Below are 25,889 nucleotides of genomic sequence, written 5' to 3'. Positions count from 1 at the left end.
CGGAATCAGTTCCGGCCCACGCCGATGCTGTATGCTCGGTTTCCGGCTTCGAAAATCTGGCGGAACTCCGCAGCTGTCACGTAACCATCGCTGACGTCGATATTGCCGGGGATCCCGGCGGCGTTGCGCCCTGCGAGTTGGACACTGCGCCGGCTGAGGTTCAAATTCATGCAGCGATTGTCCCAGCAGTTCCGCCCGTTTTGTATCTGAATGAGTGTGGCACCTCCGGCGCTGGTTTGCGTCGGATTGCTGGTCGATTCGCATGCGGCCAACAAAGCGAAGGCAGGAAGGAAGATCCATTTCTGCATGAGGGACTCCGGGAATGAAACATCTCTGCGAAGACTACTGTAATCCGCCTTTCACGTGAAAATCACTTTGACGCCAGTTCCCGAGCGCAACTTGGATTTGCGCAAATCCGGCCTGCCGCCTATAGCTTCTGATCAGGGTTGATCGGACAGTTTTGCCGGGGGCACAGAGAACATGAGCAGGATCGTTGTAATCGGGGCAGGGCAGGCAGGTGCCTCGCTTGTCGCCAAGTTGCGCAGTGCAGGTTTCGAAGGAGAGATCACACTGATCGGGTCCGAGCCGGTGCCGCCTTATCAGCGCCCCCCTCTCAGCAAGGCTTACCTGCTGGGAGAAATGGCATTGGAGCGGCTGTTCCTGCGCCCCGAGAGTTTCTATGTCGATCAGAATATCGATCTGCGTCTGGGCCAGACGGTGACGGCGATAGATCCGGTGGCCAAGACCGTGACGGTGGATGATGCAATTCTTTCCTACGACCAGCTGGCCTTGACCACAGGCTCTCGGCCACGGCGGTTGCCGCCGGCGATCGGTGGTGATCTCGACCGGGTTTTCGAGGTGCGCGGATTGGCCGATGTTGACGCAATGGCGCCGGAAGTATCCGATGGTGCGCGCGCATTGATCGTGGGCGGCGGCTATATCGGGCTCGAAGCTGCGGCTGTCTGCGCCAAGCGCGGTGTTGAGGTTGTGCTGGTCGAAATGGCGGATCGAATTCTGCAACGGGTCGCAGCACCAGAAACCAGTGCCTATTTCAGAGACCTCCACCGCGCGCACGGTGTCGACATCCGAGAGGGCGTCGGGTTGGAAACCCTGACCGGAACAGATGGCAAGGTAACCGGAGCAACTTTGTCGGACGGCAGCACCGTTGCTGTTGATTTTGTCGTCGTGGGTGTAGGTATCATGCCTGCCACAGGGTTGGCAGAACAGGCCGGGCTGCAGATCGAGAACGGGATCCGGGTGGATGCAAATGGCCGCACATCGGACCCATCGATCTGGGCGGCCGGGGATTGCGCCTCGTTCCCGTATCAGGGCGTGCGTATCAGGCTGGAGAGCGTTCCCAACGCCATCGATCAGGCCGAAGCGGTGGCCGAGAACATGCTGGGCGCAGGCAAAGAGTATGTGGCCAAGCCGTGGTTCTGGTCAGATCAGTATGACGTCAAGTTGCAGATTGCCGGGCTCAACGCAGGATATGACCGGGTGGTGACACGCAAGGGTGACGGCCAGACCGCGTCCTTCTGGTACTACAAAGGTGATCAACTTGTTGCCGTGGACGCAATGAACGACCCTCGGGCCTACATGATCGGCAAGCGGCTGATCGAGGCCGGGAAGACGGCTGATCCGGCGATTGTCGGGGATCCCGAGATCGACCTGAAGCCGCTTCTGAAATCGTGAGGATCATCGCCGGAGCCTTCAGAGGCCGCGCCTTGGCATCGGTTGGCAAGGGTGATGCGGGCGCGCATCTGCGCCCTACCACGGATCGTGTGCGGGAAAGCCTATTCAATGTTCTGAACCACACAGGGGCGATTCCCGGCGCGCGGGTCTTGGATATTTTCGCAGGGACCGGCGCGCTTGGCCTAGAGGCCCTTTCACGCGGAGCGGCCCATGTGACCTTTGTGGATGATGGTCGGGTGGCTCAGGGATTGATCCGTAAGAACGTGGAACTGACCCGGAGCCGGGATCGGACGGACCTTGTTCGCAGGGATGCCGGGCGTCTTGGCCAGAACCCCGGCGCCCCCTATGATCTGATCTTTCTTGATCCCCCATACGGTAAGACGCTGGGCGAGAAAGCGCTGGCGGCTGCGTTGTCCGGGGGATGGATTGCTACTGATGCCTTGTTGGTCTGGGAAGAGAATGCACCAATGCCAGCGCAAGTCGGGTTTGAGCTTCACGATACTCGCAAATACGGCGACACTTGGATCACCTTGATGTGGCGCAAGCAAGATCCCGCAGGCTGACGGATGTGGCTTGAAACCAGTGGATCTGCTTTTGGTTGCGCCAGTTCCCGCGCCGTGATCTGCTCGGGTTAGTCAAATTGGAATGAGAGTATCATGCGTATCATCCTCGCTTTTCTGATCGCAACGACCGCGTCTGCATCGGCTGCAATGGATGTTGCCGCAATTCGGCAATGTGCGGCTATTCAGAACGACAAGGTTCGGCTGGCTTGCTACGATGCCGCGGTCAGAGGAACAGCCACGCGACCAAAAACGCCGCTGACCGTGCCGGATCAGGTCGGAAAGTAAGCCCCGGGCTTTGACCGGCCCATGCGATAAATGTTGAAAAATGATGCGATAGGATCCAAGCGAACAGATCCTGTGTCTCGAGAAGCAGACACCTGACGAAAGTCGACGGATGTCTGCTGCGAGCCCTAACCGGAAGTGATCCGGTTAAATCGTTTGCGGGCGCGGCATCGATACCGATCCACGATGTAAGCCGCGATGCAGCAAGAAATGCGGTCGTTCATGCAAAGTACATCGATTTTCGAGACGCTGGTGTCCGCGTTGCGGACTTTGCAGCCATTCGAACTGGAGCTGCCAACAGATAATTGGCGTTTCCGAAAATGAGCCACGCATTGTACAGTTTTAGGGCTGCCTTCGCATCGCGAAGGAATCAAATTGATTTGCGGGGGCGTTGTGGCTCAGTTTCAAGGTCAGAGAAAACTGGCGGCCATTCTGGCGGCAGATGTCGTCGGATATTCACGGTTGATGGCTCTCGATGAACTGGGAACACATTCACGTCTCAAAGACGTTCTAGCAGAAGTGTTCAGGCCAACTGTGAAACGTCACGCCGGTCGAATTTTCAAGGTGATGGGAGATGGTGCGCTCGTCGAGTTTGCAAGTGTAAACAATGCCGTTGACTGCGCTGTTGAACTTCAAACGCTGCTCGAAAGAGAGGAGCAAAAGAACTGCGAGGATATCGCAATCAAAATGCGCATTGGGATCAGTCTCGGTGACGTCATCGTTGCCGGCACAGACTTGTTCGGAAATGGGGTGAATGTTGCAGCTCGCATGGAGAGCCTTGCCGAACCGGGTGCGGTATGCGTCTCAGGAAATGTCCTTGAACACCTAAATAAAAGCGACAAAGTTACACTGGTCGATTTGGGCCCGTGCCTAGTAAAAAACATTCCCCAACCTGTGCAAGTTTTCCAAGTGCGCCGAAAACAAAAATTGCACAATACACCGGCGAAGACTCCATCTATTGAGCAAGACATTAAGTTTTGTAAAACGCCCGATGGCGTTCAAATTGCATATGCAACCACTGGTCAGGGTCCTCCAGTAGTATCGGTTTCCAATTGGCTCACTCACCTTGAAATCGACTTCACGATACCCATGCGGCGTGAACTGGTTCGGGTGCTCTCCCCGAACAAGCAAGTGATCAGATATGATGCGCGTGGGAGCGGTTTGTCGGACAGAGAGGTAAAAGATTTCTCACTGGATGCATCCGTTCTGGATTTAACGACCGTCATCGACGCACTTGGTTTAGAACAGGTTTCTTTGGTCGGCCAGTCTCAGGGTGCCGCTATCGCAGCAGCGTTTGCTGCTCGAAACCCCGATCGAGTGAACAAGCTGGTGTTATGCGGTGGATACGCGCGTGGTCGACGCATGAGAGGTTCAAAGGGTCAGATTGCGGAAAGTGACGCATTCATAACCATGATTAGAGAGGGTTGGGGAAAAGAGCTCGATGCATACGTTCGCATGTTCGGAGCGTTTTTCATGCCAGATGCGAATGTGGACCAGTTGTCAGGATTCACAGACTTGCAGAGGAAAGCCACGCCACCTGAAAATGCGGCGAGTATCCAGCTTGCAATTGACAGCATCGATATCTCAACCGAATTGTCCAACGTTCAAGCTTCAACGCTTGTACTTCATGTACGTGAAGATGCCAGAGCCCCATTCGAAGAGGGAAGGCGCATGGCAGCAGGTATTCCCAATGCCCGCTTTGTTCCACTCGAGGGGCGTAATCACGTCATGCTCGTCGATGATCCAAGTCTTGAGCGGTTCCTAAACGAAGTATCCAAATTTCTGGAGTAACAACCAAGAAACGTTTAGCTGCTTAGGGCTCGAGGCGAGCGTTCGTTGCTAGGATCACCAGCGACCGCTTTGCGGACGAAGCCGCCGTTCGCTGGACCTACAACCGGGTCAGATCCGAATTTCTGGGATGCGCAGAAACCAGACTTTGCAAAGCCATGGTCGACCTCGAGACTACTCTCTTCAGCACTCTCCTAGGGCGTTCGATCCGACCACCCTAGGCAGACTTCGGCAGAAACCAATCGCCAATTCATAATTATTACTCTTTCGTCGAGGAGCCGGAATGAGGCTCCTGGCGAACCGCCACAAGCTGGGGTTGGGGCAAACGCCGGCAGGATTGGCCGGAGAGATCGGATATGCCGGTCTGACTGGCCTCACGTTCGGAGACAACGGCACCTTGCTGTCCGTGGCCTATTGGTCTCAGGCCATCATGGGCGGTCGTGGCGGCATCGTAGCGGGCCGGATCGACCCAGGTGATTACACCGACATCCTGGGCTACGTGGGCCGCGCACCGGCTTTCAGAACTCTGTCATCAACTATAATCCAGTACTGACCATCCCAGACCCGGGTTTCGGGGTTAGTGGTGGCGTTTACCTCACCGATCAGATCTACGTTCTTGGGATCGCCTCGGATGCAAACGGCTCGTTGAACGACGTTGAATGGTTCCCGGGTGGGGCCGAGTTTTACAAATATGTCCAGATCGGCTGGACCCCGGCCCGTAACCAAAGATACCTCACAAACATCCATCTTGCCGCCTATCACATCGATGCCCGCGAGGAAAAAGGCCTTCCCTCCAGTTCAGGGATTGTATTGTCCGGCAACTACAGCTTCGAAAACGATCTGATGGTATTTGGGCGCCTGGGTTGGTCGGATGGCATTGACCCCATCGCAAAGCGGGGGGCAACGGCAGGCCTGATCTGGCGCCCCGGTTTCTACGACGACCTGATCGGTGTCGCCGCTACATGGGCGGAACCCGTCGCCGCAGAGCTGAAAAACCAGACCACGTTCGTGGCGTTTTATCGATTGGTCGTGGCTGACAACCTCGCGCTGACAGCCGACGTCCAATACCTCAAGAACCAAGGCTTCAACGCGGAAGACTCTCTCGTGTTTGGTATCAGGTTGCGGTTCAATCTCTGAATAGCCGGCGTTCGCGACGAATGCCAAGAATACTTGAAATAGCTCGGTCGTACGTAGAGCAAGTTCCGCTTCGGGCTGCGAGCGGTCCTTTGCCCTGAGCGCTGCGAACGAGCACTTGGAGCCCATGCCTGACTTTGCAAAGCTGGACCTGTTTCCCGAAAGCTGACATTGCTGCGGCACACAGCGACTGGCAGCAACGAGACCAAGATCGACTCTGCTCACTGAAAAGCATGCAAACTGGGGGCGTAAAGGATGGCAATGATGAAGTTCAGGGCGATTATTGTCCTGAAACGCCTGCTTGGGGTGAGTTCCTGCCTCGTTGCGCTTATGTCCGGCGTGCAAGCGCGCGCCGAGCAGTTGCGTATCCTCACCTCCATGCCGCCCGGCTTTTACCAACCTTTCGTTTCCGCCTTCACGGAACGGTTTCCGGACGTGGAAATCGTGACACTGAACAAGAACACCAATGCCTCGGTTGACGAATTGCTGCGGGGCAATGACCGGCAGTTCGACCTGTTCTGGTCCTCATCGCCTGAGCCGTTCGAACTGCTCAGTCAGAACGGGCTATTGGCGCTTTCGGCGAGTTCCGGCCAGGCAGAGGTGTTTTCCTTTGCCTACTCCGCGCTCGGCTGGACCCACAAGCAGCCAGGTGCCGGAACCGGCACCGCCAGCTGGGACCGGCTTCTGACACCTGACTATGCCGGGTTGATTGCCATGGCGCGCCCGTCGCGGTCCGGTTCGGCGCATATGGTGCTCGAAAGGTTTCTCCAAGTGCGCGGGTGGCAGGAAGGCTGGGCTTATCTGCTGGAACTGGCGGGCAACTTGAGCACCATCAGCGCTCGCAGCTTCACGGTTCTGGATGGCGTGGCCAATGGCCGGTTTGAGCTTGGCCTGGCCATCGATTTTCTGGCACATTCGCGGGCGCAGGATGATCTGGCCTTTGTCTATGGCACGCCGGTCATGGTCACGCCGGCGCGCATAGCCATTCTGGCGGACGGACGTGCGCCCGGCGCGGCGGCGGATTTCGTCGGCTTCGTGGTGTCCGATGTCGGGCAGCGCCTGCTGCTGTCGCCGGACATTGCTCGCACGCCGCATTCCGGAAAAATCCGGGCCGAGGCCACGGCCAGTTACCATAAGGTGCTGGAAAACGCGCTGGCGCTGAACTGGCTGGAATACAACGCCGCGCTGGCCAGCGAGCGGTATTGGGCGGTGAATGCCCTGTTTGACGCCTTTGTGTTCGAGGTGTTCGAAGCGCGGCGCGATGCCTGGCGGCGATTGCGGGCGCTGGAAGAGCTCAGCCCGGCTCCATCTTTGGCGATGATCGAGATCCGCCGTCTTCTGACCACCATGCCGGTTGCAGAAGGTGAGGTCGGCAATGAGGGGCAGGCAACCAATGCCAATGCGTTTACCAACCTGTCCGACCAGCAGGAGGACAGCCTGCACCAATGGCGCTCGGCCTCCGGAGATTTGCTGAACCGGGCCACAGCCCTGCTCGGTCAGCTTGAGGCGGCGGGTGAATGAGCGGCGCGCGAAGCCTGCTGCCCCGTGCTTCGGTCTGGAACCGGTTGTTGCTGACGATTTCGGGGATCATTCTGATCGTCTGGCTGGTGCTGGCAGTATCGATCCTGTTCTTTCTTAAGGCACAGCGCGATTATTCCGCTATCGCTTCGCAACAGATTCCGGCGCTGGCTGCGGTCAGCACGTTGGCAGAGTATTCAGCCCGGCTTTCGACGATCGCGACCCGGATCGTCGGGCAGCGCCTCGGCCCCGCTGAAACGGCAGGTGCAGAGCTGTCGGAACTTGTGGACGGTTTGACCGAAAGCCTGACCCCGATCGCAAAGGCCAGCCCGGCGGGGCGTGCGCCCGAAATCGTGCAAGGGGTCAGCGATCATCTGAGACAGATTCAACATCAGCAGTCTGCGGTCGCGCAATCCGAACGGAACATGGAGACCCAGTTGAACGCGCTGCGCTGGCTGAACGCTGACGTGCAGGATGAGGTCGATCCCCTGCTAAGCGATTTTGCTTTCAACATATCCGTGGCCATGAGTAGCATCGTCAGAAGTGCAGACCCGGAATTTCGGTCTCGTCAGGCGGCATTGATCGAAGAAGAAGCCCGCCAGCGCGATACGGTGCGCCGCCTTGGGGACGGTGCCGCCAATGCCGTGACGCTGATCTTTCAGGGCGCAGTGGCCGACAACGTCCAGCAATTGGACCAGCTGCGCGATCTGACCGACGATGCGCTGGTGCGGATGGAGGTTCTGCTGGGCCAGCTTCGGGACAAGCCCGAACTGACAACCCTGCGCCAGTCGGCGGAGGCGCTGGTACCGGTGGCCACAAGCGAAGCCGGGATTTTCCGGTTGCGCCGGGACTGGCTCGAAGGTCAGGCCGGAATTCTGACCGGGCTGGCGGCGTTGCAGGAGGATCTCAGCGCCCTGCAAGCCGTGCTGTCAGAGACCGGCGCCGAGCAACGCGCCCGCATTCTTGCCGAAACTGAACAGTCGATGCGCGACTCCAGTGTTGCCATCCGCTGGCTGATCGGGTTGACCGTGTTGGCGGCGCTGATCGGAGCCGGGGTGTTGTTCGGTTATGTGCGCACGGGCATCGTGCGCCCTTTGCGGCGCATGACCCGGCTGCTGGGGGATATCGCGCAGGCCCAGAATCTGCGGTTAAAGGCGGGGCGCGAAGAGGACGAAATCGGCCAGTTGTCTCTGGCGATCTCGGAATTCGAACGCTCCATCGAAACTCGCGATGCCGCCCTTGCATCGCTGGAAGGCGAGGTGCAGGAGCGCCGCCGTGCGGTGGAGTCGCTCAATCAAACCCAGAAGGAACTGATTCAGGCCGGCAAGATGGCCGCGCTGGGTCAGATGTCGGCAGGCATTGCACATGAACTGAACCAACCGCTGGCGGCGATGCAGCACAGGCTGGGCCTGCTGCAGGATTACGTGGCCGAGGGCAACACCGACATGACGGAACGCCAGATCACCCGGCTGGGGGGGCTGATCGACCGTATGACACGCACCATCGCCTACCTGCGGAACTTCGCCCGGCGTTCGGAATTCAGCGAGGATCGGCTGGCTCTGGACGGTCTGGTGGCGGATTCACTGGCGTTGTTGCAGGCCAGGATCGCTCAGGACGATGTCAATGTGCGGGTGGAAGACGGGCTGGGCGTGCTCAGCGTTCTTGGCGACAAGATCCTGATCGAGCAAGTTCTGGTCAACGTTCTGTCCAACGCGCTGGACGCGATCCAGCAGGCTGACCGGCAAGGCTGTATCAATATCGCCGCCGAGGTCAGGGACGGGACCGTGCATCTGATGGTAACCGATAACGGTGCCGGGTTCGACCTGATCTCACCCACCGGCGCACTGGATCCCTTCGTCACTACAAAGGATGTCGGCAAGGGGCTGGGACTGGGGCTGTCGATCTCTTACAACATCATGAAGGATTTGCAGGGAGATCTGCAGCTGACCCCGAACGAGGATGGTCCGGGCGCGGCGGCAACCCTGGTTTTGCGCGATGGGAGCAATCAGGATGCAGGCGCTGATATTCGTGGTGGATGACGACGACGACCTACGCGAGGCTGTTCTGGACACGTTCGAGAAACATAAGCTGCCCGCGCGCGGATTCGCTCGGGCCGCCCAGGCGCTGGAAGAGGTCGACCCGGAATGGCCCGGCGTGGTCCTGAGCGACATTCGCATGCCCGGCATGAGCGGGCTGGAGTTTCAGGAAGAGGTGAACCGCCTCGCCCCGGACGTTCCCGTCATTCTGTTCACTGGTCATGGGGATGTGCCGGTGGCGGTGCAGGCGTTGCGCAATGGCGCGTTCGAGTTTCTGGAAAAGCCGGTCCATCCGGATCACCTGCATCAAGTGGTTCTGCGCGCGCTCAAGATGCGCAGCCTGCAGATCGAGGTGGCCAGCCTGCAGAACCAAGTGCGGGATGCGATCCCGCTGAATGAACGGATCGTGGGGCGGTCCAAGGCGATGCGATTTGTGCGGCGCGACATTCATGCTGTGGCACCGTTGCAGGTCGACGTGCTGCTCTGGGGCGAGGATGGAACCGGCAAGACCGCCGCCGCGCGCGCAATCCATGACCTGTCGCCCAATGCAAGCGGTGAGTTTGTTGTGGTCAATTGTTCCGCAATCAGCGCCGACAATATGGAGCGCATTCTCTTCGATGAGGGCGGTGCGGTGGCGCGGGCCATTGGCGGCAGCCTGCATCTTCAGGACATCGAGTCCCTGCCTGATCAGTTGCAGGCGCAGGTGCTGCGCATCTTTGATGAGGCACAGGCCCCGCGTGTGGTGGCCTCAGTCGGGAAAAAACCCGAGGATCTGCTGGTCGAAGGCAGACTGCGCAGCGACCTGCTCTACCGGATAAACGTGGCACAGATCGAACTGCCGCCCCTGCGGGAGCGGGGCCGCGATGTGTTTCTGTTGCTGGACCATTTTATCCGCCAGGCGGCAGCGCGGCATAGCAAATCGCAGAAATCGCTGCCGGTGCCGGATCTCGACGCGGTGGGCAATTACGACTGGCCCGGCAATGTGCGCGAGCTGCGCAATGTTGCCGAAAAGCTCGTGGTCGGCCTGACTGTCCGGATCGGAGGTCCCGCCGCCACCGAGATCAGTGAAAGCTATGACGAGGCCATGTTGCGGCATGAGCGCGAACTGCTGACCAATGCCCTGATTCAGAGCGGCGGACGCAAGGCGGCAGCGGCGGATCTTCTGGGGATTCCGCGAAAACGGCTCTATCTGCGGTTGAAGCACTGCGGCCTCGACTAGATTCCGGGTCGCTTCTGACACGTTATCGCGTGTCAAATGTGACCCATTCCGGCAATCGCACCGGTTTCCGAATCCGCCGTTGAGCGCAGCAAAAGCCGCTCGTTAGGGTTTGTCCATCGTTGGGGCAGCGCGGTTGCTGTCCATCAATGGGAGGAAACCATGAAATTCACACTTCGCGCATCCGTGGCGGCTCTGGCCCTGAGCACGGCATCCGCGGCCTTTGCGGCCGACAAGGTTGTTGTCGTCACCTCGTTCCCAAGTTCGATGACCGGCCCGATCGAAGCGGCATTCGAGGCCGCCAATCCCGGTATCGACCTGGAGATCCTGAACAAGAAAACTTCGGCCGGGGTGAAATACATCCAGGAAATCTCGGATGCCAACACCGCCGACATCTTCTGGGCCTCGGCTCCGGACGCGTTCGAAGTTCTAAAAGGCGATGGCCTGCTCGCCGATGTCGCCATTAAATCCGAAGGCATCCCCGAGAAAATCGGTGCCTATCCGATGAACGACCCGGACGGCAAGTATTTCGGCTTTGCCGCGGCCGGTTACGGCATCATGTGGAACGAACGCTACCTCAAGGCCAACGACCTGGCCCCGGCCAAGAACTGGGCCGACCTCAAGGATGCCGCTTATCACGGCCATGTAGGCATGTCGGCCCCGTCGCGCTCGGGGACCACACACCTGACCGTCGAAACCCTGTTGCAGGGCGAAGGCTGGGATAAGGGCTGGTCCGAGTGGAAGTGGATCGCGGGCAACTTCTCGACCGTAACCGAACGTTCGTTCGGGGTTCCGGACGGCGTGAACACCGGCAATTTCGGCCTGGGCATCGTGATCGACTTCTTCGGCTTCTCGTCCAAAGCCTCAGGGTTCCCGGTTGACTTCGCTTACCCCGAAGTCACCGCACTGGTGCCGGCCAACATCGCCGTGGTCAACAACGCACCGAATGCTGGCAGTGCGCAGGCTTTTGTCGAATATCTGCTGACCCCGGAGGGTCAGGAGGTTCTGCTGGACCCCGCCATCATGCGTTTGCCGATCAACCCGGCGACCTATTCCAATGCGCCCAAAGGCTTCCCCAACCCGTTCGAGGACAGCTCTATCGGTGCAGCGGTCAAGTTCGACGTGGCCAAGTCCGGTGCGCGCTACAACCTCGTGAACTCGATGTTTGACGTGATGATCACCTATCGTCTGGACGATCTGCGCGCCGCCGTGGGTGCCGTGCAGAAGGCCGAAGCCAAGCACACAGGCGGCGACAATGCCGAAGCCAAGGCACTGATCGCCGAAGCCCGCGCCCTGATCGACGCCAACCCGATTGACGAGGCCAAGTCACTGGATGCCGATTTTGCCGCGATCTTTACCAAGAAGCGCAAGAAGGCCACCGACGAGGTCGGCGAGCGTCAGGCCGAGGTTGAACAGCAGTGGGACACCATGGTTGTCGAAAACTACCGCAAGGCCAAGGAACTGGCTGATAAAGCGGCGGGCATGTAACCGCTAGTACCGGGGCAGGTCCTTCCTAACTGCCCCGCCCTGGCTTCGGCGTCGCCCTGATGCCGAAGCCACTTTCCAACTCATTCGCCGGGTGACAACATGTCCAATCAACCGCAACCCACAGCCGGTGGCGCGTCGCCGATCGACCGCCTGCCTGCACGGTTTTTTCCGAATGTCAGCGGGCTTCACGCCGTTGCGCTGATCATCGCCATGCTGCTGATCGGGCTGCTCATCATACCGGTCCTTCAGGTGATCTACGTTGCCTTTGTCGACCCCAATACCGGCGGGCTGACACTACAGAACTTCGTGGATTTCTTCCGCACTTCTCTATTCCGCGAAAGTTTCTGGAACTCGTTCTATGTCTCGGCCATGTCGGTGGTCTTTGCCACCATCATTGCCCTGCCGCTTGCGTACATCACCACGCGGTTCAATTTTTCCGGTTCGGTCCTGATCCAGTCGCTCGGCTTCATCCCGCTGATCATGCCGCCTTTTGTCGGCGCGGTTGCAATGCAGCTGATCTTTGGCCGCAACGGCACCGTGAACCTGTTGCTAAAAGAGCATTTGGGTTTCTCGATCCCCTTCATGGAAGGCCTGAACGGTGTGATCCTTGTTCAGTCGATCCACTATTTCCCGTTCATCCTGATCAATCTCTCGACCTCGCTGCGCAATATTGACCGGTCGATGGAGGAAGCCGCCCAGAACCTCGGCAGCCAGGGCCTGCGCCTGTTCCGCCGCATCGTGTTCCCGCTGGCCATGCCGGGCTATATCGCCGGCGCCGCGCTGGTGTTCATCAAGGTGTTCGATGATCTCGGCACGCCCTTGCTGCTGAACGTCAACAACATGCTGGCGCCGCAGGCGTTTTTGCGGATCTCCTCGATCGGGATCAGCGATCCGATGGGCTATGTCATCAGCTTTATCCTGGTCCTGTTCTCGATCTTTTCACTCTGGGCCTCCTTCCTGGTGATGCGCGGCAAGGACTACGCGACGGTCCAGAAAGGCGGCGGTGGGCTCAGCAAGCGCGATCTCAGACGGGGCGAGAAGATCATGGCCTATGGCGTTGTCATCCTGATCCTGCTGTTCGTGCTTTCGCCGCATATCGGTCTCGCGCTGCTGAGCTTTGGCACGATCTGGAGCTTTGCACCGCTTCCCGACGGCTACACATTCCAGAACTACGTGACGATGTGGGAGAACTCCAAGCAGTTCATCACCAACACGCTGCTCTATGCCGGGATCGCCGCGGTTCTAGACGTCATCATCGGCACGGCGATTGCCTATATCGTGATCCGCACCAACATCTGGGGTCGCAAGGCGCTCGACTATCTGGCCACTGCGGCGCTGGCTGTGCCGGGGGTAGTGCTGGGCATCGGCTATCTGCGGGTGTTCCATTCGATCGACATCCCGTTCACCGACAAGCCGATGGCAAGCTGGTGGGTGATCATCGCGCTGGCGCTGATGATCCGCCGCCTGCCTTATGCCCTGCGCGCCTGCACGGCAGCGCTGCAGCAGGTCAGCCTCGCGCTGGAAGAAGCTGCCGAGAGCCTGGGCGCCACCAAGGCCAGCACCATCCGGCGCATCGTGGTGCCGCTGATGTCGGGCGGGATCCTTGCCGGGTTCGTCACCTCGTTTGCCACCGCCGCGGTGGAACTTTCGGCCACCATCATGTTGGTGAGTTCCGAAAGCGACGCACCGCTGGCCTATGGCATCTACCTGTTCATGCAGACGCCCTCGGGGCGTGGCGCGGGGGCCGCTCTGGGTATCGTCGCAGTGATCCTGGTCGGGCTGGGCACCTTCCTGTCGCAGCTGATCATCGAACGCGACAAGAAATTCAAGACAACTGATCAACAGCACTGAACATGCGCAAGGAGAGTGACATGGAAAAGCAAATGGTAGGGATCGAGATCAACGACCTGCATCTGTCCTTTGGCGACACCGAGGTGCTGACCGGGGTCAACCTGAACATCGAGCCGGGCGAATTTTTTGCCTTTCTCGGACCCTCCGGATCCGGCAAATCGACCCTGTTGCGGTCGATTGCAGGGTTCGGCCCGACCCCTCGGGGTAGCATCCGCATCGGCGGGCGCGATGTGGTCAGCCTGCCGCCGTGGAAGCGCAACGTAGGCATGGTGTTCCAGTCCTACGCGCTGTGGCCGCATATGTCGGTGCGCGACAATGTCGGCTTCGGCCTGAAAGAACGCAAAGTACCGTCCTCCGAGATTGGCCCCCGTGTGGATGCGGCTCTTGATCTCGTCGGACTCAGCCATCTGGCCGACAGGATGCCCAACCAACTCTCGGGCGGTCAGCAACAGCGCATTGCGCTGGCGCGCACCGTGGTGGTGGAGCCCGAAGTGCTGCTTCTGGACGAACCGCTGTCGAACCTTGATGCCTCTCTTCGCGTACAGATGCGCCGCGAGTTGCTGGCATTGCAGCGCAAGCTGGGCCTCACCACGATCTTCGTGACCCACGATCAGGAAGAGGCCAATACCACCGCTGACCGCATGGCGGTGCTGGATGGCGGCGTGATCCAGCAGATCGGCACCCCGCAGGAGCTCTATGACCACCCCGTAAACCTGTTCGTGGCCGAGTTTCTGGGCACCGCCAACATCCTCGGTGGCCAGGTCGAAAGCGATGGCGGCGCCAAACGGTTCCGCACGGAGGCCGGCGACGTGTTGCCGCTGAGCGACGGGCATGACGGCGCGGGGTCCATCGTCTTGCGCCCGCAAAACATGCAGATCGTCGATCAGGCCGGGGCCGATACCCTGCCCGGAACCGTGCTGCACCGTGAATTCATGGGCAGCCAGATCCGCTATATCGTGCGTATTTCGGGCACCGAGATGATCGTCGATCAGTTCCATCATGTCGGTCATGACTGGCGCGAAACCGGTAGCGACGTGCACCTCAAGGTCCACACTAATGATGCCGTGATCGTAGCCGCATGAGGTACGACTATTCCGGCCCGCGTCTGCTGTTGCTGCGTCACGGTCAGACCGAATGTAACCTGGCCGGACGAATGCAAGGGCGGGGAAACTCGGACCTGACAGACTTGGACCGCGCGCAGGGCCGGGTCCTGCGCCGCATCGAAGGGATCGAAACCTTCGACGCGGTCTGCAGCCCGTTGGGACGGGCGCGGGAAACGGCTGAGATCGCGCTCTCCGCCGTCGGCGAATCCCCGAGGTCCGAGCCAATGATCCAGGAGATCAGCGCTGGAGACTAGGAAGGCATGACCTATGACGACATCATGGGACCGGACGCCAACCGGTGTGCCGGCGACATGATGCGCCTGTTCCTGAATGCGCCGGGCGGAGAAGGCTTCGACCGGCTGCGGGATCGCTGCAAGAAGTATCTGAGCAGCTTGAACAGGCCGACAATCATCGTGTCGCACTGGATCGCGCTGTCGGTGATGCGGGGATCGCTGCGCGGGCTGGATCGCAGCGAAATTGAAACGCTCGACCGCCCGCAAGGCGTGGTATTCGATGTCAGCGCCGGTCACGAGACGCTGCTCTCGGATCCCGAGCAGGTCAATTGACAAGCGGCGGCCCTCGACAGACCCTATCAACTATGCCCTGACTGGAGTTGACAGCTACGGTGCCCCCAACGCGCCGTTTCGCATCGCTGCTCAAAAACGGCTGTCTCGCGCGAAGGGCATTCCCAGAACGTGACCTCTATCAGATTGGCACCGGTGCCGTCCCACCTATGCGCCGCCCGCAAAATACGTGAAGAGTTCGAGGATAGATTGGTTAGTCGCCCCAATGTCTAGGCACCACCCAGCGGAGCTTTAGGAACCCATTACCGCGCAGCAGATATCCGCACCGACACGTCGCGCTCTGCGTAAGCGACCAGTCGTTGCGGCCAAAGACGGCGCATCGCGTAGGTTGCTAATAGTCGCAACCTGGGGGTGGCGCATTGGAGCGACATGCTGGGTTTTGTTTTTTTGGTGGCTGAGGCCTCCTGTTTATAGAGGAAAACCCGATAGACGGTGTCGGGCTGTTCTTTTTCGGCCTCGGTCAGTCCTTGGCCTTTACCGGATTGGTCTGGGTGATGATCTATGTCACCAATGGCCTGAAATGCGATTTTGAACGGCTATTCGTGCGCGTGGTTCTTGGTGATTTCTCAACCTATTTCTGGTTCTTGGTCGGCGTTCTTTTTTTGGCGGTGTCGGAACAGCGATCTGGTTCGACGGTTCGAGCCGGGGTGGATTTGAGACCAATTTCGCAACCAGTGTGGGCGGGGCTTTGGCGCTCCTTACGCTGGGGTACCCCGGATCGCTTTTTGCTCCGGCCAAATACAGACAGGTGGGCCATGCTGTCTGGATCGTTTTCTTCGCCTTGGCTTCCCTGATCGTTGTTCTGAACGGGTTGACGGTCGCTTAAACTACTCCCGCTGACCGCCGCCCTCGTGCGCATAGCGGCAAAGCCGCCGCGCACTCAAAGGCAGCAAAGTCCCGCTGAGCAGACTTTAACCGGAGTTACACCAAGGGCTACTTTTGTTGTTTGAACACGCTCTCGAAGAAACCCTTGAGAGCGTGTAGTGCAAAAGCTCACCAAGCTGAGGGCGGACCTGTGTTGGTTCAACGTTTACGGCATGGGCTGGCGGGTTTTGACCCTGAGCTTATTTGGTGACAAGCTGGAGTGATGGGACAAGCAGGATCAACAGGTCTGATCTGGGGTGCCGAATTCCGAACTCGTGGAACCATTGGCGAAGACGCAGCACGCCACAGGACCGGGTCAGAACCGAAACCGCTCAGATCCCCGGTCTTTATTCAAGATGCCGTCACTCCGGTTGATCCTGGAACGCTGTTGCTGCGGCTTTGGCGAGATCAGTCGGCAGATCAGGAACCGTAAGTTGGGTGAAATCTGCCGCCGGGCGACAGCGTAAAGATTTCGACCCCATCTGACGTCACGCCCACGGAATGCTCAAACTGAGCAGAGAGCGACTTGTCTCGTGTCACGGCTGTCCAGTCATCGGACAGGGTCTTGGTTTCGGGGCGACCGAGGTTGACCATCGGTTCGATGGTAAAGAACATGCCTTCTTCCAGTACGGCTCCGGTGCCCGGGCGACCATAGTGCAAAACGTTTGGCGGTGCGTGAAACACCCGTCCCAGACCGTGTCCACAGAAATCTCGCACAACGCTCATGCGGTGCGCCTCGACATAGGACTGGATGGCGTGGCCGATGTCTCCGAACGTATTGCCCGGTTTGACAGCTTCGATTCCTTTGAACAGAGAATCGTGTGTGACTTGGATCAGCCGCTCTGCCTTGCGAGGTAGTTTGCCGGCCACGTACATGCGTGAGGTATCGCCGAACCAGCCGTTAACAATGACAGTGACGTCAATGTTCAGGATATCCCCTTCCTTGAGCCGCTTTTCACCCGGAATACCGTGGCAAACTACGTGGTTCACCGAAATGCAGCTTGCGTGCTGATAACCCTTGTATCCAATGGTCGCAGATTTAGAGCCCGACGCCTCGACCATTCCGGTAATCTGGCGGTCGATCTCGGCTGTTGTCTGACCGGGAAATACGTGTTCGGCGATGTCATCGAGAATTTTGGCCGCAACTGCCCCTGCAGCCTTCATGCCGGCAAAGTCGGATTGCTCATAAATCCTGATACCATCTTTGGTCAGGCGACCTCGAAGATCCTTGTTCAACGGAGGCTCCATTCGTAACGCACTAAACTTTCCCTCTTTACGCTGCTCGGGACAAAAGGGCCAGAGGGCTTGAAGTGTAACTTACCCAAGCGCTGCCAGACGACCGCCAATGGTGATTTCGGTTGGAGAGATCCGGGTGCCATAGACAAGACGCTCGACCCCGTTGGCGAAGGCTGAACCAAAGGCCTCGGCATAGGCAGGATCGATATCGGCGGCCAGAGCAAACCTGTCACAATCGGTGCGCTGCACCAGATAGAGCATGACGGCCCGATGACCTTGTTCGGTCATTCGTGTCAACTCGGTGAGGTGTTTCGTGCCGCGGGTGGTTACGCTGTCAGGGAATTCGGCAAGACCGGGTTGGCGGGACAGGGTGACACTTTTGACTTCGACATAAGCATCCGGCAGCCCAGGCTCGGTCAGCAGAAAATCGATGCGACTGTTTTCACCATACTTCACCTCGGCCCGAACTGAGGAATAGGCTGCGAGTTCGGGAATCTGCTGCGCAGTCAGGGCATCCTTGAGCGCCCGGTTTGGAACCGATGTGTCCACCCCGGTAAAGTGACCACTCTGATGCTCGACAAGCCGCCAACCGAATTTCAGTTTCCGTTTCGGGTCGTCGTTTGGTTCCAGCCAGATTCGGGAACCGGGTTCGGCCAGTCCCATCATCGAACCGGGATTGGCACAATGTGCGGTGATCTCGGATCCGTCTACCAGTTGGCAATCAGCCAGAAAGCGTTTGTAGCGACGGATCAGCCGAGCCGGGACAAGAGGGGTTTGAAAGCGCATGGCTCGGGCCTATACCTGCGCAGGAAGTCGCGCAAGAGAGGGGACGTCATGACCAATCCAACCGCCGCAATGCTCGTGATCGGCGATGAGATCCTGTCCGGGCGAACCCGAGATGCAAACATGCATTATCTGGCGCTGGAACTTTCCAAACACGGGGTCGATCTGAAAGAGGTGCGGATTGTCAGCGACGATGCGCCGGCCATCGAAACGTCGGTGCAAGCCTTGTCCTCTGCATATGATCACGTCTTTACCAGCGGTGGTATTGGCCCGACCCATGACGACATCACGGCCGACTGCATCGCCCGTGCCTTTGGTCGCAGCATCGACGTGAGGGACGACGCCCGCGCGCTTTTGGTCGAGCATTACAGGAAAACCGGCGGAGAATTGAACGAAGCCCGCCTTCGTATGGCGCGGATCCCCGAGGGTGCGGCTCTCATCGAGAACCCGGTTTCAACTGCGCCGGGGTTCACGGTTGGGAATGTCCACGTTATGGCCGGGGTTCCGTCCGTCTTTCAGGCGATGGTGGCCAGTGTGCTGTCGCAGCTTGCGGGCGGCGCGCCGCTGTTGTCTCAAACCTTGCGTGTCATGCGCGGTGAAGGCGAGATAGCCGAGACACTTTCAGATCTTGCCGATGCGTTCGGAGATCTTTCCATCGGCTGTTACCCGTTTCAAAAAGACGGGGTATTTGGCGCCAATGTGGTTGTTCGCGGAGCCGACGGTGCTCGGGTGGATGCTGCAGTTACTCGGCTCGCCAGGGAGCTGGAGGTTTGAACAAGGAACTGTTCGATGTGATCGACGGGACATGGCCTGCAGCCGAAAGAACCCGCTGCGGCCCGTTTGTGCTTCGCCGAGGCGACGGGGGCGGTAGCCGTGTTTCAGCCGCAACCGCCGAGGATGCATTCGAGAGCACTGACATTGATGCCGCTGTCGGCGCGATGCGCGCTATGCGGCAAACCCCGCTATTTATGGTGCGACCGGATGATGGCGCCCTGGATACAGCCCTTGAAAAACGGGATTTCGAGATCATCGATCCCGTCAACATTTATACCTGTCCCGTCGAACAACTGACAGATAGACCGATTCCCCGCGTCACCGTGTTCAATCTTTGGGAACCGCTCGCGATCATGCGCGAAATCTGGGCGGCAGGTGGTATCGGTCCAGAACGTTTGGCGGTCATGGACCGCGTGCAGGGGATCAAAACAGGATTATTGGCCCGCCACAACGACAAACCCGGTGGAACCGGCTTTGTTGCGATCTACGACGGGATCGCAATGGTGCACGCTCTGGAAATCGTGCCGCACCAACGCCGGAACGGTTTGGGCAAGTGGATGATGCGCGGCGCGGCTTTTTGGGCGCTGGACAACGGGGCCGATACGCTTAGCGTGATCTGTACAAAGGCAAACACCGGGGCAAACGCCCTGTATCGGTCTCTGGGATTGGAAATCGCGGGACACTATCATTATCGCCGATTGACGTAGGGGAGAAAGACGTGAGCGAAGACAATCAGCCAACAGCCCTTGATCTTCCGATGGTCGATCCGCTGCCCGAGGCAACTCAGAAATACTTCGATATCTGTGTTGAGAAACTGGGTATGGTGCCCAACGTTCTGAAGGCGAATGCTTTCAACATCGAAAAGCTGAATGCGTTTACTGCCATGTATAACGATTTGATGCTGGCAGACAGCGGGCTGAGCAAGCTTGAACGAGAGATGATCGCCGTCGTCGTATCGTCGATCAACAGCTGCTATTATTGCCTTGTGGCGCATGGCGCGGCGGTTCGGCAGTTGTCTGGCGATCCGAAACTCGGCGAGATGCTGGTGATGAACTACCGCGTCGCCAATGTGACCGGAAAGCAGCGCGCGATGCTGGATTTCGCCGTGAAGATGACCAAGGAAAGTGCTGCCATCGAAGAGCCTGATCGCCAGCTTCTCCGCGAAGTCGGTTTTAGCGACCGTGACATCTGGGATATTGCCAACGTCGCGGGCTTTTACAACATGAGCAACCGTGTTGCCAGCGCCACCGGCATGTGGCCCAACGATGAGTACCACGCCCAATTTCGATGAAACCATTCTTTGTTGCTTGCTCGGTTCTGGCCGCCCCGTCTCTGGCGGCCGGGCAATTGGCGCTGCCGGACGGTGCCCGCCAAGTGTCCGAACGAATTACCGAGTTTGGGACTTATCAGGTGCCGCTTGCGGAATTTGACGGCGACAAGGTGCCCACCCTCGCGTTGGAGGGGCATATCGGGCGGCGCAGCTGGCGAGTTCCGGGAGGAGCGATGACGCCCTTGCAAACGCTCGACCCGATACGTCGGCAAATCGCCGATGATGGCTTTGAAATCATGCTCGACTGTGCTGATATCACCTGCGGTGGGTTCGATTTTCGTTTTGGAATAGAAATGATCCCGGCGCCGGATATGCATGTCGACATCCGCAGCTTCAGGTTTCTGTCAGCGCTGAAAGGGAATGAAAGTGCGGTGACCGTCATGGTCAGTCAGGCCGGTGCCGACACTTACATTCAGGTGATCCAAGTCGCTCCGGGTGATGAACCTCCCATAGTGACCGAAATAAATGAGACCGTGATCACGCCTGAGCTGGGTGTGAAGCAAGCATTGACCACGGATGGACGCGCCATCCTGAGTGGTCTGGACTTCGGAACCGGCGCTGATGCGCTGGGCACCGGCCCCTACTCTGATCTAAGTGAATTGGCCGAGATCCTTGAGTCTTCGCCTGACATTCGGATCGCTTTGGTTGGGCACACGGACACGATCGGCACGTTGGAGCGGAACATCGCTTTGGGCAAGCGGCGCGCCGAAGCGGTCAAGGCACATCTTGTCGAACAATATGGAATTGATGTCGATCGGATCGAAGCCGAGGGCGCTGGGTACCTGGCGCCGTTGACGTCCAACATCAGCGAAGCCGGCAGGGAATCCAACCGGAGGGTCGAAGCGGTTCTTCTTACACAAAACTGAGCTGATCGCGAGCTGATAGGTCGAATTAGATCAGAAACGAAAAACCCCCGGACATTCGCCCGGGGGAAGTTGGCTTGCCGAGGGAAACAGCAAAAGCAATTTAGTTTACCAGTCGACGGGCCCCTTTTCCGCGAAGACATGGACAAGGAAATCGATGAAGGCACGGACCTTGGGCTGCGTGAAGCGACCCGGCGGATAAACTGCATAGATCCCCTGAGTTTCGATCGGCAGGGATGGCATCGCATCCTCGACCAACCCCTGTTTCAGGGCGTCTGCGTAAAGATAGCTGGGCAGATATGCGATCCCCAGTCCCGATATCGCAGCGTTCAGCAACGATTGCCCGTCGTTCACACTGAGCCATCCGGATGTTCGAACCTGGCGTTTTTCGCCAGAAGGGGCGGTCAGTTTCCAGACGTTTCCGCTAGATTGGCTTGAATAGTGCAGGAGCTTGTGCTCGTTCAGATCGTCGATCTTCTGCGGCCGGCCATACTGTTCGAAATAGGCTGGCGAAGCGATCATCCGTTTGGTGGTCTCGGTCAGCTTTCGAGCCCGCAGGGTGCTGTCGTCCAGTTCCCCGATCCGAATGGCCATGTCAAAGCCTTCGGAGATTAGTTCGACATAGCGATTGTTCAGCACCATGTTCACGGTGATTTCCGGGAAATCCCCAAGAAACTCCGACAGAACTGGCGATAGGTGATTGACCCCAAAATCGGTGGCAACACTGATCCGCAATAGGCCGGATGGTGCGGATTGCATCGACGTCACCAGCGCGTCGGCTTCTCCGGCGTCGTTCAGCACTCTTCGGGCGCGGTCATAATAGGCCAAACCGATTTCAGTCGGTGAAACCCGGCGGGTCGTACGGTTCAACAGGCGCGCGCCAAGCCGAGCTTCTAAGCTCGAAACGTGTTTGGACACCGCAGATTTCGAGATGCCCATTTTTTTGGCCGCATCAGTGAAACCGCCCTGATCCACCACATTGGCGAAAGCTTCCATTTCGGTCAGTCGGTCCATGCTCGTGTCCTCAACTTGTCCTCGTTCGGGAAACACTTATCGAGGCCAATCTGGGCGAGATCGGGGCATGCATGGGATAATATCGGGGTTTTGTCTGGGATCGTTTGCGGCATGGAAACAGGCGCGCCACTTTTTCCGGCCTCGCGTTGGTAGTTGTCGCGTTACTCCGAACAATCGCCACTTGTTGATTTGAGGCGTATGCGCCCAATCTTCAATATGCAGTTAGAGTGTTCCTGTTCTGCACGAGCTTAAACCGGGAGAGAGAAAATGAGAATCACACACGCTGCTGTTCTGACCCTGTCACTTGCCGCACCAGTCTGGGCCGGAGGTGAGACGCCGTCGAACCCTGACGCCGAGTTGTATTTCGTGAATCTCAAAGACGGAGATACGGTAGCATCGCCAGTTACCGTGATCTTTGGCTTGCGCGGAATGGGTGTTGCCCCTGCCGGAACAGAAAAAGAGAACACCGGACATCATCATCTGCTGATAGATCGCCCACCACTGGGGGAAGGAGAAGATGGCGCGGATGAGTTGTCGAACGGGCTGCCGTCGGACGAAAATCACTTGCATTTCGGAGGCGGGCAAACCGAAACCGTTCTGGAATTGGCGCCGGGCACTCATACATTGCAGTTGGTTTTGGGCGACTACGGACATGTTCCACATGACATGCCGGTCGTTTCCGATGTCATTTCCATCTCGGTAGAGTGATAGGATCACGGGCTTATTGAGGTTAAATAAATATTGCGGGGCCTTGTTTTGGCCCCGCAGTTCCGTGACGGCGATTGGCCGGCCTTACAGCGAGGCCGCCAACCTTGTTCCCTGATTGATCGCACGCTTTGCGTCCAGTTCTGCCGCAACATCGGCACCGCCAATAACGTGGCAGGACTTGCCATTCGCTTCCAGAGCGTCGGCCAGTGATCGCTCGGAAACCTGACCGGCGCAGAGCACGATCGTATCGACTTCTATCAGCGTCGGGTTTTCGCGGGCCTCGCCAAAGCTGACGTGCAGCCCTTTGTCGTCGATCTTTTCATAGTTCACACCGCCGACGAAATTAACGTCCTTCATCTTGAGTGTCGCCCGGTGAATCCAACCGGTGGTTTTGCCGAGACCCTTGCCATGTGCCTGAGCCTTGCGTTGCAGCAGTGTGACCTGACGCGCGGGTGCATGCGGCCGGGGTCCTTGCGGTGCGAGCCCGGCCCTGTGCAGTTCAGGATCAGTGACACCCCATTCCTTCATCCACAGAGGAATGTTTTTGGTTGGGCTGTCTCCGTCATGCAGCAGGAACTCTGATACATCAAAACCGATACCACCAGCCCCGATGACCGCCACGCGATCCCCGACAGGTGCCTTGTGGCGCAGCACGTCTATATAAGAGAGTACGTTTTCTCCGTCCTGACCCGGAATCCCGGGATCACGCGGCGAGACTCCGGTAGCGATTATGATCTCGTCAAACCCGTTCAGATCTTCGGCAGAGACCTCGCGCCCAAGCTGTACTTCGATGCCGAGATCGGAAACCATCGTGCGGTACCAATCCACGAGTCCCCAGAACTCTTCTTTCCCGGGCACCTGCTTGGCCATGTTCAGTTGCCCGCCAATCTCGTCGGCCTTGTCAAAAATCGAGACCTTGTGGCCGCGCTGTGCCGCTGTCATCGCCGTCGAAAGACCGGCCGGGCCTGCTCCGACGATGGCGATGCTCTTGGGAGCGTTCGTCCTTTCAATCAGCAGCTCGGTTTCGTGGCAGGCACTCGGGTTCACCAGACAAGAAGTCAGCTTGCCGCTGAACGTGTGATCCAGGCAGGCTTGGTTGCATGCGATGCAAGGTGCGATTTGGTCGGATTGCCCTTTGATCGCCTTTTGCACGAAATCGGCATCGGCTAGCATCGGTCGAGCGAGCGAAACCATGTCGGCGCACCCGTCGACAAGAACCTGTTCGGCAATTTCGGGTGTGTTGATCCTGTTGGAGGTAATGACAGGAATCGAGACCTTACCCATCAGCTTCTTGGTGACCCATGCAAAGGCTGCGCGCGGAACGCTTGTTGCGATTGTCGGGATACGGGCTTCGTGCCAGCCGATACCGGTGTTGATGATAGTGGCGCCTGCCCTTTCGATCTCCTGAGCAAGCCGAACGACCTCTTCGTGAGTCGATCCGTTGGGCACAAGGTCGATCATCGACAGGCGATAGATGATAATGAAGTCTTTGCCGACAGCCTCGCGCGTTCGACGAACGACTTCGATGGGCAGGCGGATACGGTTTTCGTAAGACCCGCCCCAACGGTCGCTGCGCTTGTTGGTATGGGTAACGATGAACTGGTTGAGGAAGTAGCCCTCGGACCCCATAATCTCGACCCCGTCATAACCTGCTTTCCGCGCCAGAACAGCGGCATTGACGATATCGGCAATCTGCTTTTCGATCCCTTCCTCGTCCAATTCGTTCGGGGGGAAAGGAGAGATCGGCGACTTTATCGGGCTCGGAGCCACACATTTGGGCCCGTATGCATACCGGCCGGCATGAAGGATCTGCATGGCAATCTTGCCACCAGATTCGTGCACCCGCTGGGTGACTATGGAGTGATTGGCGACTTCCTTGTCGTTGGTCATCATCGAGGCACCCGGCAGAACCGAGCCTTCAAGGTTCGGTCCGATGCCGCCCGTGACCATGAGGCCAACGCCACCGCGTGCACGGGCTGCATAGAACTCGGCCACCCGGTTCCAGTCTCCGGTTTCTTCCAGACCGGTGTGCATGGAGCCCATCAACACGCGGTTCTTGAGTGTCGTAAAGCCCAGATCCAGCGGAGCGAGCAGGTTTGGGTATGCCGTCATGATAGTCTCCCTTGTTCGCGCACGAAGATTTCAGCGCGCCGGGCCATTGTCACTTCAAACGCGGCGTCAATGCTTTGCTGTCCGTGGGTCAATTGCTAGACACAGGATAATCAATAGTGGAGCGCCAAGAGAATGAGCCCAGAAGAGATCGCCAAACTGCCTTATCGCCCCTGCGTGGGAATCATGTTGATGAACAAAGATGGCGATATCTTTGTTGGACAGCGCAACGACCGGCACGCTGAGGCTTGGCAGATGCCCCAAGGTGGAGTGGACGACGGCGAGGACCCAAGAGAGGCAGCAATGCGTGAGCTTTGGGAAGAAACCGGTGTCGTCGAAGAATTGGTTGAAGTGATCGCGGAAAGCGCAGGCTGGCTGCCCTATGATTTGCCCCACGATCTGGTGCCGCACATATGGAAGGGAAAATTCCGAGGGCAGGAACAAAAATGGTTTCTGATGCGGTTTCATGGAACCGACGACCAGATCAACATTGAAACAGCGCACCCGGAGTTCTCGACATGGCGCTGGCAGAAGCCGGGACAGATGGTCGACAATATCATTTCCTTCAAGCGGGATGTTTATGAGCGCGTGCTCAAGGAGTTCCGGCCCCTGTTAGGCTAGGTTTGCCACAATTGGGGGTATCCGACCCTTGGATTCGAATCCCGGACACCCTGATTCAGCGATTCACAAGCTGAGTCTCGTGCGAGTCATCATCAAATGGGCGCGACTCTGTGGATAAACCTGTGGTTTGTGGAAAAACCGGTGGTTCGGAGCCCTGAAACGCAGCCCTTCACTACCACTGTGCGGGGTTTTCCTCTGATTTCTTTTCTTATAAGTTGTTGTTATTGTTTAGTTTTGTTGTTTTTTGCGTGAAGTTTTGCATTTTTTGGAATTTTGGGGTTGCGGAGTTTTGGAGTAGACCGTAGATACCCCTTCACCGGCGGCGCTGAGGC

General features: G+C 58.2%; 25 protein-coding genes. 20 read left to right on the top strand and 5 right to left on the bottom strand.

Annotation, left to right across the window (positions count from 1 at the left end):
• Nucleotides 1–5: 5 nt before the first annotated feature.
• Nucleotides 6–170: a hypothetical protein gene (locus ACP15U_RS08455; RefSeq protein ID WP_425044716.1), complete on the bottom strand. Its 165-nt coding sequence runs from the start codon at nucleotides 168–170 to the stop codon at nucleotides 6–8.
• 310 nt (nucleotides 171–480) lie between these two features.
• On the opposite strand from ACP15U_RS08455, the gene ACP15U_RS08450 reads away from it, so the two are divergent.
• From ACP15U_RS08450 to ACP15U_RS08385, 14 genes are all read left to right on the top strand, one after another.
• Nucleotides 481–1,692, top strand: coding sequence for an NAD(P)/FAD-dependent oxidoreductase (locus ACP15U_RS08450; RefSeq protein ID WP_425044715.1), 1,212 nt, complete (start codon nucleotides 481–483; stop codon nucleotides 1,690–1,692).
• Nucleotides 1,689–2,255 (top strand): 16S rRNA (guanine(966)-N(2))-methyltransferase RsmD, encoded by a 567-nt coding sequence (gene rsmD / locus ACP15U_RS08445; RefSeq protein ID WP_425044714.1) that lies wholly within the window; start codon nucleotides 1,689–1,691, stop codon nucleotides 2,253–2,255. Before ACP15U_RS08450 ends, rsmD begins: the two co-directional genes overlap by 4 nt.
• A gap of 93 nt (nucleotides 2,256–2,348) precedes the next feature.
• Nucleotides 2,349–2,540: a hypothetical protein gene (locus tag ACP15U_RS08440; RefSeq protein ID WP_425044713.1), complete on the top strand. Its 192-nt coding sequence runs from the start codon at nucleotides 2,349–2,351 to the stop codon at nucleotides 2,538–2,540.
• 390 nt (nucleotides 2,541–2,930) lie between these two features.
• Nucleotides 2,931–4,328, top strand: coding sequence for an alpha/beta fold hydrolase (locus tag ACP15U_RS08435; protein ID WP_425044712.1), 1,398 nt, complete (start codon nucleotides 2,931–2,933; stop codon nucleotides 4,326–4,328).
• A 280-nt stretch (nucleotides 4,329–4,608) separates the two neighbouring features.
• Nucleotides 4,609–4,878 carry a hypothetical protein gene (locus ACP15U_RS08430; RefSeq protein ID WP_425044711.1) on the top strand — a complete coding sequence of 90 codons (270 nt, stop codon included), beginning with the start codon at nucleotides 4,609–4,611 and terminating at the stop codon, nucleotides 4,876–4,878.
• A gap of 92 nt (nucleotides 4,879–4,970) precedes the next feature.
• Nucleotides 4,971–5,462, top strand: a complete 492-nt coding sequence (locus ACP15U_RS08425) for a carbohydrate porin (RefSeq protein WP_425044710.1) — start codon at nucleotides 4,971–4,973, stop codon at nucleotides 5,460–5,462.
• A gap of 261 nt (nucleotides 5,463–5,723) precedes the next feature.
• Nucleotides 5,724–6,980, top strand: a complete 1,257-nt coding sequence (locus ACP15U_RS08420; protein ID WP_425044709.1) for an ABC transporter substrate-binding protein — start codon at nucleotides 5,724–5,726, stop codon at nucleotides 6,978–6,980.
• Entirely contained in the window at nucleotides 6,977–9,016 is a 2,040-nt protein-coding gene (locus ACP15U_RS08415; protein ID WP_425044708.1) for an ATP-binding protein, read from the top strand. Before ACP15U_RS08420 ends, ACP15U_RS08415 begins: the two co-directional genes overlap by 4 nt.
• Nucleotides 8,988–10,232, top strand: a complete 1,245-nt coding sequence (locus ACP15U_RS08410; RefSeq protein ID WP_425044707.1) for a sigma-54-dependent transcriptional regulator — start codon at nucleotides 8,988–8,990, stop codon at nucleotides 10,230–10,232. Before ACP15U_RS08415 ends, ACP15U_RS08410 begins: the two co-directional genes overlap by 29 nt.
• Before the next feature lie 159 nt (nucleotides 10,233–10,391).
• A complete protein-coding gene (locus ACP15U_RS08405; RefSeq protein WP_425044706.1) occupies nucleotides 10,392–11,717 on the top strand; it encodes an ABC transporter substrate-binding protein in 1,326 nt (441 codons plus the stop codon).
• A 99-nt stretch (nucleotides 11,718–11,816) separates the two neighbouring features.
• Nucleotides 11,817–13,568 (top strand): ABC transporter permease, encoded by a 1,752-nt coding sequence (locus ACP15U_RS08400; RefSeq protein WP_425044705.1) that lies wholly within the window; start codon nucleotides 11,817–11,819, stop codon nucleotides 13,566–13,568.
• Nucleotides 13,569–13,588: 20 nt separating this feature from the next.
• On the top strand, nucleotides 13,589–14,650 hold the full coding sequence (locus tag ACP15U_RS08395) for an ABC transporter ATP-binding protein (protein WP_425044704.1): 1,062 nt from the start codon (nucleotides 13,589–13,591) through the stop codon (nucleotides 14,648–14,650).
• On the top strand, nucleotides 14,647–14,925 hold the full coding sequence (locus ACP15U_RS08390) for a histidine phosphatase family protein (protein ID WP_425044703.1): 279 nt from the start codon (nucleotides 14,647–14,649) through the stop codon (nucleotides 14,923–14,925). Before ACP15U_RS08395 ends, ACP15U_RS08390 begins: the two co-directional genes overlap by 4 nt.
• A gap of 6 nt (nucleotides 14,926–14,931) precedes the next feature.
• Complete coding sequence (locus ACP15U_RS08385) at nucleotides 14,932–15,237, top strand: hypothetical protein (protein WP_425044702.1); 306 nt, start codon at nucleotides 14,932–14,934, stop codon at nucleotides 15,235–15,237.
• Between the two features lie 1,302 nt (nucleotides 15,238–16,539).
• On the opposite strand, the gene map is transcribed toward ACP15U_RS08385, so the two are convergent.
• Nucleotides 16,540–17,355: a type I methionyl aminopeptidase gene (gene map / locus ACP15U_RS08380; RefSeq protein WP_425044701.1), complete on the bottom strand. Its 816-nt coding sequence runs from the start codon at nucleotides 17,353–17,355 to the stop codon at nucleotides 16,540–16,542.
• Nucleotides 17,356–17,436: 81 nt separating this feature from the next.
• Nucleotides 17,437–18,141, bottom strand: coding sequence for a DNA/RNA nuclease SfsA (gene sfsA, locus ACP15U_RS08375; protein ID WP_425044700.1), 705 nt, complete (start codon nucleotides 18,139–18,141; stop codon nucleotides 17,437–17,439).
• 48 nt (nucleotides 18,142–18,189) lie between these two features.
• Here sfsA and ACP15U_RS08370 point away from each other — a divergent pair, with 48 nt between their 5' ends.
• The 4 genes from ACP15U_RS08370 to ACP15U_RS08355 are packed head-to-tail and all read left to right on the top strand — an operon-like array spanning nucleotide 18,190 to nucleotide 21,108.
• The gene (locus ACP15U_RS08370; RefSeq protein WP_425044699.1) at nucleotides 18,190–18,912 is read left to right on the top strand and encodes a competence/damage-inducible protein A; all 723 of its coding nucleotides are present in this window, start codon (nucleotides 18,190–18,192) and stop codon (nucleotides 18,910–18,912) included.
• Nucleotides 18,909–19,619, top strand: coding sequence for a GNAT family N-acetyltransferase (locus ACP15U_RS08365; protein ID WP_425044698.1), 711 nt, complete (start codon nucleotides 18,909–18,911; stop codon nucleotides 19,617–19,619). Before ACP15U_RS08370 ends, ACP15U_RS08365 begins: the two co-directional genes overlap by 4 nt.
• Before the next feature lie 11 nt (nucleotides 19,620–19,630).
• On the top strand, nucleotides 19,631–20,203 hold the full coding sequence (locus ACP15U_RS08360; RefSeq protein WP_425044697.1) for a peroxidase-related enzyme: 573 nt from the start codon (nucleotides 19,631–19,633) through the stop codon (nucleotides 20,201–20,203).
• Nucleotides 20,200–21,108: an OmpA family protein gene (locus ACP15U_RS08355; protein ID WP_425044696.1), complete on the top strand. Its 909-nt coding sequence runs from the start codon at nucleotides 20,200–20,202 to the stop codon at nucleotides 21,106–21,108. Before ACP15U_RS08360 ends, ACP15U_RS08355 begins: the two co-directional genes overlap by 4 nt.
• Nucleotides 21,109–21,213: 105 nt before the next feature.
• Here ACP15U_RS08355 and ACP15U_RS08350 read toward each other — a convergent pair whose 3' ends face one another.
• Nucleotides 21,214–22,119 carry a LysR family transcriptional regulator gene (locus tag ACP15U_RS08350; RefSeq protein ID WP_425044695.1) on the bottom strand — a complete coding sequence of 302 codons (906 nt, stop codon included), beginning with the start codon at nucleotides 22,117–22,119 and terminating at the stop codon, nucleotides 21,214–21,216.
• A 267-nt stretch (nucleotides 22,120–22,386) separates the two neighbouring features.
• On the opposite strand from ACP15U_RS08350, the gene ACP15U_RS08345 reads away from it, so the two are divergent.
• A complete protein-coding gene (locus tag ACP15U_RS08345; protein WP_425044694.1) occupies nucleotides 22,387–22,827 on the top strand; it encodes a DUF4399 domain-containing protein in 441 nt (146 codons plus the stop codon).
• An 84-nt stretch (nucleotides 22,828–22,911) separates the two neighbouring features.
• Here the strand turns inward: ACP15U_RS08345 and ACP15U_RS08340 are convergent, their stop codons facing one another.
• Nucleotides 22,912–24,939 carry an FAD-dependent oxidoreductase gene (locus ACP15U_RS08340; protein ID WP_425044693.1) on the bottom strand — a complete coding sequence of 676 codons (2,028 nt, stop codon included), beginning with the start codon at nucleotides 24,937–24,939 and terminating at the stop codon, nucleotides 22,912–22,914.
• Nucleotides 24,940–25,071: 132 nt separating this feature from the next.
• Here ACP15U_RS08340 and ACP15U_RS08335 point away from each other — a divergent pair, with 132 nt between their 5' ends.
• Nucleotides 25,072–25,557 carry an RNA pyrophosphohydrolase gene (locus ACP15U_RS08335; RefSeq protein WP_425044692.1) on the top strand — a complete coding sequence of 162 codons (486 nt, stop codon included), beginning with the start codon at nucleotides 25,072–25,074 and terminating at the stop codon, nucleotides 25,555–25,557.
• The last annotated feature ends 332 nt before the right edge of the window (nucleotides 25,558–25,889 follow it).

It is taken from the genome of Primorskyibacter sp. S87 (assembly GCF_049801055.1).
Taxonomy (GTDB): domain Bacteria; phylum Pseudomonadota; class Alphaproteobacteria; order Rhodobacterales; family Rhodobacteraceae; genus JBNAGF01.
Note: the sequence above shows the minus strand (reverse complement) of the source record. Positions and strands in the feature narration are given on the sequence as shown.